An 11314-nucleotide genomic window follows, 5' to 3' on the forward strand; every position below is an offset into this window, starting at 1 on the left:
AGCTTTATTCGTCAACCTTGGCCGGCTTCGGCGCGATCTTGACGCCCGGCGACACCCGCCAGAGTTCCCCGACGACGATCCGGTCGTTGCGGTCGAGCCCGCTCTCGATGACCTGGAGCGTGCCGACCAGGGCGCCGAGCTGGACGTAGCGTTTCTGGACGATGTCGTCGTCGCCGACCACCAGCAGATAGCGCCCGCCCTGATCTTCCTGCAAGGCGCTTTGCGGCGCCAGCAGCGCGCTCTTGGTGACCTTGCCCATCGGCAGCCGCACTTTGACGAAAACGCCGGGAAGCAGGGTCTGGTTGGGGTTTTTCAACAGGCCGCGCACATAAAGCGTGCCGGTGGAAGGATCGATCGCCGGGGCGACATAGTCGATCATGCCGCGATGGGGAAAGCCGGTCTCGTCGGACAGCGCCGCATCGATCGGAATCTTGTGCAATTGCTGGAGGGTCAGGCGGCGCTGGTCGAGATTGGCGCGGATCTGCAAGGCCTGCTGCGAGCTGATGTTGGCGACGATATAAATCGGATCGAGTTGGGTGATCTGGGCGAGACTGGCGCTCGGGGCGCTCGCGCCGACCAGGTTGCCGACGTCGATCAGATGCCGGGCCATCTGGCCGTCGAAGGGCGCCCTGACCTCGGTGTAGGACAGGTTCAGCTTCGCAATCTCGACCTGCGCCTGCGCCCCCAGAATATTGGCCTCGGCGGATTTTTCCTCATAGACCCAGTGATCGACTTCGACCTGCGACGTCGCGTGCCTGGCGAGCAGCGCCGTGAAGCGCCCAACCTCCAGATGGGCATGGTCGCGCGCAACCTTCGCCGCTTCGAGCTGGGCCTGCGCCTGCTGCAATTGCGCCTTGTACTGGTCCTGCTGGACGGTGAACAGCAGATCGCCCTTCTTGACGATCGCGCCGTCCTCGAAATGGATCTTTTCGAGATAGCCGGGCACGCGGGCGACGAGCATGACCTGGGCGACCGCCTCGGCGTTGCCGGTGGCCGTCAGGGTCTCGTTGACGGTCTCGACCTTGGGCAGGACGACCGGAATGGATGGCGGCTCGGTGGGCGCCGCGATCGCCTCCCCGGCCTGCGCCGGATTGAGCGACAAGAAAGCGGCCGGTGCGGCGAACAACGCGAGAGCGGCGAGCGCCGCTTTTTTCGCGGAAAAATTCGGGAATTTTTGGATGGCGTTCACCATTGCGGCAGCCTCACGGTCGGGCCGATGTCGGACGGGCCGGGAAGCCCGGGCGTCGGGGGTTGCGGTTGACCCGCCGGCGGCAGCACGTCCCCCCAATTGGTGCGCGCGCGCATTTCCCGAGCGTTGGCGTCGTCCACGAATTCCTTGCCTTCCCGGATCTGCCAGCCGCCGCCCAGGGCGCGGTAGGTCGTCGTCAGGCTGACCGAGAGATTGCCCTCGGCGACGGCCAGATTGTTCTGCGCCTGATAGAGATTCTGCTCGGCGGTCAGCACGGTGGTGAAGTCGCGCGAGCCCAGCTGGTATTGCTGGAGCGCCACGATGAGCGCCTGGCTCGCGGCGGCGGCGCTGCGCTTCAGGTAGCCGACCTGTCGCCGCCCTTGCGTGAAGGCGGCGAGGCCATCCTCGACCTCGCGCTGCGCCTTCAGCACGGTGTTCTTGTAATCGAGCAGCAGGGCCTGCAATTCGGCGTCCTGTACGCGCACATTATTGGTGATCTGGCCGTAATTGAGCACCGGCCAGCTGAAGGACGGACCGAAGGCGAAAGTCAGGCTCGGCGAGGTGAATAATTGGCCGATGCGATTGCCATTGGTCGTGCTGACCAGCGTGCCGAAGGCGCCGCCGAGCGAAAAGGCCGGATAGAGATCGGCTTCGGCGATGCCGACCTGTGCGCTTTGCGCGGCAGCCTTGAGTTCGGCGGCGCGCACGTCCGGACGGCGGCGCAACAGGTCCGCCGGAATACCGACGGCGACATGCGCCGGCGGCGCGGGAATGCCCCTGCCATGGACGAGCAGGCCGTCGAGCGACTCCGGCGTCATGCCGAGCAGGACGCGCAGGGCGTTCTCGTCCTTCTGCAACTGCGCCGTCAGTTGCGGCACGGCGGACTGGGTCTGCGCCAGCACGTTTTCGGCCTGCAGCGGATCGAGTTCCGAAGTGGCGCCGCCCCGGTAGCGGTCGCGCGCGATCTGCAGCGCCATCTTCTGCTTGACGACATTGTCGTGCGCAATGGCGATCTGCCGTTGCAGGGTGCGGATGGCGACGTAGTTGGAAGCGACATCGCCGATCAACGTGACGAGCACGTCGTCATAGGAGGCGATCGACGCCAGATAGGCGGCGTCCGCCGATTCGACGCCATGACGGAACTTGCCCCACAGGTCGAGTTCCCAGGCGACCTGGGCGCCGATATTGACCCGCCAGAACTGTGTGGCGAGGTTGTCGTTGGGATTGGAGGTCGCGTCGGTCGTGCTCGGGCGGAAATAGTCTCCCGTGCCCGAAAGCTGTTGCGTCTGCGGATAGAGTTCGCCAACGGCGTGGCCAAGACTCGCCCGCGCCTTGAGGACCCGCGCTCCCGCCTCCATCAGGCTCAGATTCTGCTCATAGGCGATTTCGACGAGACGATCGAGCGTCGGGTCGCGATAGGCCGACCACCAACGCCGATAGTCCTGCTTGCGCGTGTTGACCGAAGGATTGCCGGCCTCGCGCCATTTACCGGCCACCGGCGCCTCGGGCGTCAGGAAGTTGGGGCCGACCGAACAGGCGGCAAGGAGAAGCACAACGGCGAACGCTTGCAAGGGGGCAAGGCGGCGCAGCGCCGGGACGGCGACGCCGGTCTTCAGCGCAATCGCTTCGCCATTCCAGTTGTTGCGACTGTGACCATGCAGCTCGCCGCTGGCTTTGCGAAGGCATGGGAGTGCGCCGCGATTATGATTCATCTGACTTTCGGCGCCGGGCGCTCAGCGAAAATTTAACGAACTTCTGCTGCAATCAATTCGTTGTTAGAACAAGCTATTTGCCGCTGATCGCGCAATCAAGCGGTCGTTGCTGTTTGGCATTGTTTCCGGGCGGCTGTTGCAATGAGGTGACAGGCGAATGTCGGCTTCGAGCGAACTCCGCGAGATCCCGGGTGGCGGGGGAAATCGGGGACTTCGACGGAATGCGGTCGTTGGATGACGGGAATGGAATCAAGATCGATGAGATATGCGCTCATTCGGCGGCTCATCGAATCGTTCTGTTCGAATTTGCGCATTAGATCGCTGTATGGCCGGATGGACGAGGCGTCGCCGAACCGGGACTTTCAAGAGTTCTTGGCGCCGGGCCTCGGCCCGCCAATTTTGTGGTTTTGATTTCATCAGGACCGACCCGGAAAAGCCGCGCTTCTCCCTGCTCATCGCCTGTTACGCCCAGCCGGTGACAGAGGCGGTTTATTGAGATCGTTGTCCAGTGGCCGCGACGAGCGGCCGGGAGCGCGGAAGAACGCCTCACTCGTGGCCGTTGGAGACGATTTCGCTGTAGACGAGCCAGCTGAAGCGGTTGAGCAGGTCGCGCCCATGCGGTTGCCGGAACGAAGCCTTGTGCGCCAGGGTCTTGCAGTAGGCGAGCGTAAGCCCGTTGACAATGTCGGCCTGCGACAGTTTTGGCGCGACGTCGCGCGCCCGCGCGACCAGCGACGGCAGCTTCGGAAGCATCGTCTCCGCCGTCATCGCCGAGAGCGCCTTGACGATCCCGGGATCGTCGATTGGCGGCACGGGCGGCGCATCCTCGCTCGTCTTGCAGGGATCGTTCGCTTCTTCGATGGCGCCCGGTCCCGAAATCGTGCTGACGGTCTGGCCCCTTATGTCGCCGACGAGGCCCGTCTTTTCGATCACCGGAGCGGCGTTGGACCACGCGTTGCGCACGTAATCGGTGACGTCGGCAACCTGCTGGTCCGTCATGTAGGCTCCCGGCGCCGGCATCGGCGCATAGGTTCCCGTCGCCAGCCGGCCGCCGAGGATCACGCGGATGACGTCCTCCGGACCCTTGGCGCGGACGAGGTCATTGCCCGCCAAGGCCGGAACGGCGCCCTTGATCCCCTGTCCGTTGATCTGATGGCAGGACACGCAATATTCGAGATAGACGCTCTCGCCCGACGCGTGCGGGCCGATCTCCCCGGTCGGACGATCGGCCTTATAGTCCGATATCGCGGGAATGGTTTTCAGATAAACGGCGATGGCGTGGAGGTCCGCATCGGAGAGATGGGACAGGCTGTCGTGAACCACCTGCGCCATCGGGCCGACGAGGACGCCCTTGCCGGGCGCCGCGCCGGTCTTCAGAATTTGCGCGAGCTCCGCCTCGGTCCATCGGCCGATGCCTCGTCTCTTGTCCGAGGTGATGTTGGGCGCATACCAATCGTCGATTTCGCCCCCCGAAAAAGCCTTCGAGGTCACAGGCTGCATCGCGAGGCCCTTGGGCGTATGGCAGTCGCCGCAATGGCCGAGTCCCTCGACGAGATAGGCGCCGCGATTCCATTCCTCGGATTTCGACGCATCGGGGGCGAAGGCGCCGGGACGGAAATAGAGATCGTTCCAGGCGCGAATTCCCTCGCGGATGTTGAACGGGAACATCAGGCGCGTCGGCTTCGAAGGCGTGCTCGAAGGCCGGACTGTCTGAAGGTAGGCGCGGATCGCGTCGACGTCCTCGCGCGAGACTTTGGTGAACCATTGATAGGGAAAGGCGGGGTAGAGATATTCGCCGTGCTTGCCGATTCCCTCATGCATAGCGCGATAGAATTCGTCGTCGCTCCAGGCGCCAATGCCATGGAGCTTGTTGGGCGTGATGTTGGGGGGATAAATTGGCCCAAACGGCGTGTTGATCGCCTCGCCCCCGGCGTAAGGCGCTCGGCCCGGCGTGGTATGGCAGGCGACGCAGTCGCCCGCTCTCGCGAGATTTTCGCCCCTCGCGACCAGCGCGGCATCCGGCGCCGCGGACGCGGCCGAGGCGGTAAGGGAGAAGAAAACGGCGCTCAACGCGAAGGCGCAAGATTTGACCCGGTCCATGCGATTTCGCCCCGATGCGCTTGCGACAAAAACCCGGTGTCCCGAATCAAGCCTCCGGGCCCCGCCGTTCAATCCGAAGGCAATTATAACAGATTCTTGTTCATCTTGAAATACTTAGTATCGTCCCTGCATCGTCGGAGGAACCATGAGGCGCCTCCCTTTTCCTGAAACCACTGGACTGCCGGTTCGCCATGGCTCGGCGCTTTGCGACGAGCGTCCGTCGAGACGACGGGCGCGCGAAGTGCGCCCTATGGCTCCTCGCAATGACAGCGGTCCAGCAAGGACATTCGCATTGAGGCGCGCCGGTTGAACCTCGCGCCGATAAGCCCCACATGTTTCAATAATGACCCTGCAAGCCAAACTGCATCGCCCTGCCCCCCTCGCCGGCGAGGCCTTCGCCATGCATGTCGGCGGCATGACCTGCGCCTCTTGCGTCGCCCATGTCGAAAAGGCGCTCAAAGCTGCGCCGGGCGTGCTGGACGCGCGCGTCAATCTCGCCGGCGAGCGCGCCGACCTGACGCTGACTCCGCAGACCGATTTCGCCGATCTGGCGGCGCGGGTCAAAGAGGAGGGGTTTGAGCCGCGCCTCGCGCATTTCGAGATCGGGGTTGGCGGCATGACCTGCGGCGCTTGCGTCGCCCATGTCGAGAAAGCGCTCAAAAACCAGCGCGGCGTGCTTGATGTCCGGGTCAATCTGGCCACCGAGCGCGCCTTTGTCGAGGCGCTCGACGGCGCCGTCGATTATCCGGCGCTGGCTGCCGCGATCCGCGAGGAGGGCTACGAGCCAAGCCCGCTCGGCGCGCAGGCGCCGGACCCTTTCGCCGTGCGGGCGGCAGAAACAAAGGCCCTGCGGCAAAAATTCCTGCTCGCCGCTTTGCTCGCCGCGCCGGTGATGCTGCTCGAGATGGGCGGCCACATGTCGCCGGCCTTCGAAACGCTGCTGCATGACACGCTCGGCCACCAGAGCGTGATGATCGCCTCCGCCCTGCTGACCACGCTGATCCTGTTCTGGCCGGGGCGACGGTTTTTCACCCTCGGTTTTTCTTCGCTGCGGCGGGGCGCGCCCGACATGAACGCCCTCGTCGCGCTCGGCGCCGGCGCGGCTTACCTTTATTCGCTGATTGCGACTTTCGCCCCGGAAATCCTGCCAATAGGGACGCGCCACTCCTATTTCGAATCGGCGGCGACGATTGTCGCCTTCATTCTGCTCGGGCGCTGGCTGGAGGCGCGCGCGCGGGGCCGCGCCGCCGACGCCATCGGCAAGCTGGCGCGGCTGCAACCCAAAATCGCCCATGTGCGGCGTGGCGGCGAAATCCTCGATCTAGCGATTGAGGAGGTGCGAATCGGCGATGTCGTCGAGGTGCGGCCGGGCGAAAAAATCCCGGTCGATGGCGTGGTCGTCGAGGGCGCGAGCCATGTCGATGAAAGCCTCGTCACCGGCGAATCGCTGCCCGTTGCGAAACGGCCCGGCGCGGCGGCGATCGGCGGCACACTCAATCTTGCCGGCGCCTTGGCGCTGAGGGCGGAAAATGTCGGCGGCGATACCGTGCTGTCCGGAATCGTCAGGATGGTCGAGACCGCGCAGGGCGCGCGCCTGCCGATCCAGGCGCTGGCCGACAAGGTGACGGCGCGTTTCGTGCCGGCGGTTCTGGCGCTGTCGCTGGCGACTTTCGCGCTCTGGCTGGTTTTCGGGCCGCAGCCGGCGCTGGCTCTGGCGCTGGTCGGCGCAGTCAATGTGCTGATCATCGCCTGTCCTTGCGCCATGGGCCTCGCCACGCCCGCCGCCTTGATGACCGGAACCGGCCGCGCGGCGGAACTGGGCGTGATTTTCCGCCAGGGCGACGCCTTGCAGACCTTGTGCGGCGTGAAAACCGTTGCTTTCGACAAGACCGGCACCTTGACTTTGGGCAGACCGGCGCTGACCCGCCTCATCGCCGCCGATGGTTTTGAAGAATCCCGCCTGCTGGCGCTGGCGGCGGCGGTCGAGAGCAAATCGGAACATCCGCTCGGACGCGCGTTGAACGAGGCGGCGCGCGCCCGTAACCTCCATCTGCCCGAAGTTGAAAATTTCGCCACGCGTCCCGGTCTCGGCGTCCTTGGCGAGATCGACGGAAAAAAGATCGGCGTCGGCTCGGCGGAGTTTCTGGCGAGCCTTGGCGCCGATGCTGGCGGTCTGGAAAAACAGGCTGAGGAACTGGCGGGGCAGGGCGCCTCCTGCTTTTTTGTCAGCGTCGCCGGCAAGGCCGCCGGCCTCTGCGTCCTGTCCGATACGCCGCGCCCCGAGTCGCCGGCGGCGCTCGACGCCTTGCGCGCGCTCGGCCTCAAAACGGTTCTGATCACCGGCGACCGCGAGGCGACCGCCCGCGCCGTGGCGAAAATTCTAGGGATCGACGAAGTTTTCGCGGGCCGCAGGCCCGAGGGCAAGGTCGCGGCCTTGCGTGCGCTGGCGAAAGACGGGCCGGTCGCCTTTGTCGGCGATGGCGTCAATGACGCGCCGGCGCTCGCCGCCGCCGCTGTCGGCATCGCCATGGGGGCAGGGACCGACATTGCCGTGGACAGCGCCCAGGTCGTGCTGATGGGGTCGGATCTCCGCAAGGTGGCGACCGCCTTCGCGATCTCCCGCGCGACCTTGCGCAATATCGAGCAGAACCTGTTCTGGGCCTTTGGCTATAATATCCTGCTGGTTCCGGTGGCCATGGGCGCGCTTTATCCGCTGGCCGGAATTTTGCTCGATCCGTCGCTGGCGGCGGCGGCGATGGCCTGTTCGAGCCTGTTTGTGCTGGCCAACGCCCTGCGCCTGCGCCATTTTTCCACTTCAACCGAACGAGGGAGGCTTGAGAATGCCGGAACCTGAAAACACCGTCTTCGCCGTCGAAAACATGAGCTGCGAGCGTTGCGCCGCGCGGGTGACCAAGGCGATTCACGCGCTTGCGCCGCAAGCGGAGGTCAATGTCGATCTGCCGACCGGCGCCGTGACGGTGACGCCCGCCCTCATTGATCCGGCCGGCGTCGCCCGAGCCATCGCCGAGGCCGGCTATCCGGCTCGGGCCGCTGAAAATATTTTTTAAGATAGGAGAAATTTCATCTAGTCTGCGCCGGATCAATGCGGCGGCCCGCAAGGGGCGCAAGCCTGTTCTGAATCGCGCGCCCGCTGGCGCCGCGTCAGGATGCTCCGATGCCAGACGACACCATCATCACCGGACCGCTCTACGTCTCGCGCAAGAAAGTCTATCCGCAGGCGACGCACGGCACGTTTCGCAACATCAAATGGGCGCTGCTGGTCTTCACCCTCGGCGTCTATTACATCCTGCCCTTCGTGCGCTGGAATCGTGGCCCGAACCTGCCCAATCAGGCGGTGCTGGTCGATCTGCCGCATCGGCGCTTCTATTTCTTCTTCATCGAACTCTGGCCGCAGGAAGTCTATTATTTCACCGGCTTGCTGATCCTCGCCGCCATGACGCTGTTTCTGATGAATGCGGTGGCCGGGCGCATCTGGTGCGGCTATCTGTGCTGGCAGACGGTCTGGACGGACCTGTTCTACGCCGTGGAGCGCTGGGTCGAGGGCGACCGCCGCGACCGCATGGTCAAGGACAGGAAGGGCTGGACGCTCCCCCATCTCCGCGAGGTCGCGACCAAGCACTTTTTATGGCTCATGATCGCCTGGTGGACCGGCGGCGCCTGGGTGCTCTATTTCAACGACGCGCCGACATTGGTGCGGCAATTGCTGACCTTTCAGGCGCCGGGGATCGCCTATCTCTGGATCGCCATTCTGACTTTCACCACTTATGTTTTCGCCGGCCATCTGCGCGAGCAGACCTGCATCTACATCTGCCCCTGGCCGCGCATCCAGGCGGCGATGACCGACGAATGGGCGCTCAATGTTACCTATGAGCGCGATCGCGGCGAGCCGCGCCTGTCGGTGAAAAAGGCCGCCCACGCCCGCGATAGGGGCGAAAAAGCCGGCGACTGCATCGATTGCCTGCAATGTATCGCGGTCTGCCCTACCGGCGTCGATATTCGCAAGGGCTCGCAACTCGGCTGCATCCAGTGCGGGCTGTGCATCGACGCCTGCGACAATGTGATGAAGGAAATCGGGCGGGCGCCGCATCTCATTTATTACGATAACGACATCAATGTGCAGCGCCGCTCCGAAGGGCTGGCCCCGATCTACCGCCCGATCCGTCCGCGCACGCTGCTCTATCCGGCGATCATGGCTCTGGTCGGCTCGGTGATGCTCTACCAGCTGGCGACGCGCGCCGATCTCGGCGTCAATGTGCTGCACGACCGCAATCCGCTGGCCGTGGCGACGGTGGATGGCGGCGTACGCAACGGTTTTACCGTACGTCTGCTCAACAAGCAGGCGGCGGATCGCAAGGTCGCGCTGTCGGTGGCCGGCGCGCCCGGTCTGCAACTGGATATCGTCGGCGAGGGCGCCGGTTCGACCGTGACGGTGGGGCCCGACCAGACGCTGGAATTGCGCGTGCTGGTCAGCGCGCCGCCGGGCATGAAGCCGGCCGAGGCGATTCCGGTGACTTTCACCGCGCAGGATGAGGCGGGCGGCGGCAAAGTGACAAAGGCAAGCGCCTCGGATCACTTCTTCCCGAAATAGGGGCGGAGACCGATGGTCGAAGTCATCGACAGAGAGCCCTGTTTCGATAAAGGCAATCGGCTCTGGATTCCTTTGATTTTGCAATGTTTTTTGCGAAAAACAGGCGTCCACTTTTTTGCATATTGCTCTGGCTACGCGGCCGTCACTGCTTTAACATTCCAATTGGAGCATCGGGGCCGATTAACGGGAGCAGGGGAGAGCCTATGCGCAAATCCTTCCATCGATTGAAGAGAATTTCTTTTGTTTTGGCCGCCATTCAAGTGGCGTTGGTCGTCTTTCCGGCGATGGCGCGCGCGGGCTCCGGCTTCTTCGGCGCCAACAAGTCCCCAATCCTCGTCCAAATCGACAAGAACAGTCAGCAAATGACGGTTTTTCTGGATGGGGCAGAAAGATATCGATGGCCGGTATCGACGGGCCGGACAGGATATGAAACGCCATCGGGAACCTATACCGCGACGTCCATGAACGAAATCTGGTATAGCAAAGAATATGACAACGCTCCCATGCCCCATGCGGTTTTCTTCATGAAAGACGGCCATGCCATCCACGGCACTTTCGAGGTGAAGAATCTCGGCAAACCCGCATCGCATGGCTGCGTGCGCATCTCGCCTCAAAATGCCGCGATCCTTTACAAGCTGGTGCAGGAGAATGGCCTGGAGAATACCAAGGTGGTGCTGACCGGCTCCAGTTCGGGCGAGGTCGCCAGGGCTCGGACAAGCCCGCGCGGGGAGTCTCCGCGGCCCTCATCCGAAGCCGTTTATCGCAATAGATCCCAGGATTACGATCCATCGCCATGGATACGTTGGTGAAGACCAGCTTGTCGCGTTTGCAGGATTGCGGCCCGTTGCACCAGCCCGTCGGCGCGCCGAAAGGGGGAATTCGCGGTCGGATGCCTGAATTTCCGGGCTCGACTCGAAGGAGAAATCCGCAAGATGTTCGTTGACCGCCTTGATTCGGCGTTTAACGGACGCTGATAGCGCCGCCCTTTTTCAAAACAAGGCGCCGTTCGTTCGATGTTTCGCGCCATCGATCGTCGTGGTACGACTACTCTCGGGGGTTTGATGCGACTTCGTTTGGTTCAAAACCTGAATATTACGCCGCCCTCAATACTCAATCATCATCTGCGATGACGCCAAGGGCGTACAGGGAGACGGAAGCAATGGAACGCATAAATTGCCCAATTTGCAACGGCGCGACCAGCGGCAGACCGGCCGTCATTGCTCCGTTCGTCGTGCAAACTTGCGGACTGGAACAATCAACTACACAGGTTCGTTATTGTCGATCATGCGAGTTTGTTTTCTACCAGCGAGGACTTGCTGATGAAGAGGCAACAAAATTATATACGAATTACAGAGGAGAAGAATACAATAAGGTCCGTATTTCTTTAGAACCATATTATGCCGGTTTGATACATGACTTTGAAGACCCGCTGTCTTCCTATTATGTCAACCGAATTATTGAAAACATAGATCTGATTGATGTATATCCAGAACTTCCCAGAAATTGCACAGCTCTGGACTTCGGCGGAGATGGAGATGTGCTAAGGCGAATATTTCCTAACGGGCAAATATTCGTTGATGATTTGAATGCAGGAAAGTCCCCAGATCAGCCAAGTACGTATCAATTTATATTCGCATCAAATGTTTTCGAGCATGTATCGGATCCGGTGACGGTTCTCAAGGCGCTTTCTGAGCGCCTTGATCA

At 62.7% G+C, this 11314-nt stretch carries 8 protein-coding genes; 5 read left to right on the forward strand and 3 right to left on the reverse strand.

All coding sequences use genetic code 11. The features are described from left to right. Positions 1-4: 4 nt before the first annotated feature. The 3 genes from QZY01_RS23450 to QZY01_RS23460 all read right to left on the reverse strand — a co-directional run bounded on the left by QZY01_RS23450 (position 5) and on the right by QZY01_RS23460 (position 5001). A complete protein-coding gene (locus tag QZY01_RS23450; protein ID WP_294542091.1) occupies positions 5-1192 on the reverse strand; it encodes an efflux RND transporter periplasmic adaptor subunit in 1188 nt (395 codons plus the stop codon). Further along, the gene (locus QZY01_RS23455; protein WP_294542094.1) at positions 1186-2901 is read right to left on the reverse strand and encodes an efflux transporter outer membrane subunit; all 1716 of its coding nucleotides are present in this window, start codon (positions 2899-2901) and stop codon (positions 1186-1188) included. Before QZY01_RS23455 ends, QZY01_RS23450 begins: the two co-directional genes overlap by 7 nt. A gap of 546 nt (positions 2902-3447) precedes the next feature. After that, on the reverse strand, positions 3448-5001 hold the full coding sequence (locus QZY01_RS23460; protein ID WP_294542097.1) for a cytochrome c: 1554 nt from the start codon (positions 4999-5001) through the stop codon (positions 3448-3450). A gap of 343 nt (positions 5002-5344) precedes the next feature. On the opposite strand from QZY01_RS23460, the gene QZY01_RS23465 reads away from it, so the two are divergent. The 5 genes from QZY01_RS23465 to QZY01_RS23485 form a co-directional block, all read left to right on the forward strand. Beyond that, complete coding sequence (locus tag QZY01_RS23465) at positions 5345-7855, forward strand: heavy metal translocating P-type ATPase (protein WP_294542099.1); 2511 nt, start codon at positions 5345-5347, stop codon at positions 7853-7855. Beyond that, positions 7842-8069, forward strand: a complete 228-nt coding sequence (locus tag QZY01_RS23470; protein WP_294542101.1) for a heavy-metal-associated domain-containing protein — start codon at positions 7842-7844, stop codon at positions 8067-8069. Before QZY01_RS23465 ends, QZY01_RS23470 begins: the two co-directional genes overlap by 14 nt. 107 nt (positions 8070-8176) lie before the next feature. Beyond that, on the forward strand, positions 8177-9610 hold the full coding sequence (gene ccoG, locus QZY01_RS23475; RefSeq protein WP_294542104.1) for a cytochrome c oxidase accessory protein CcoG: 1434 nt from the start codon (positions 8177-8179) through the stop codon (positions 9608-9610). Positions 9611-9813: 203 nt separating this feature from the next. Continuing rightward, positions 9814-10419, forward strand: a complete 606-nt coding sequence (locus tag QZY01_RS23480) for a L,D-transpeptidase (protein ID WP_294542106.1) — start codon at positions 9814-9816, stop codon at positions 10417-10419. Between the two features lie 350 nt (positions 10420-10769). Then, the coding region (locus QZY01_RS23485; protein WP_294542108.1) for a hypothetical protein at positions 10770-11314 on the forward strand (545 nt) is incomplete at its 3' end.

This window comes from uncultured Rhodoblastus sp., from assembly GCF_903903185.1.
In the GTDB taxonomy this organism is placed as follows: domain Bacteria; phylum Pseudomonadota; class Alphaproteobacteria; order Rhizobiales; family Beijerinckiaceae; genus Rhodoblastus.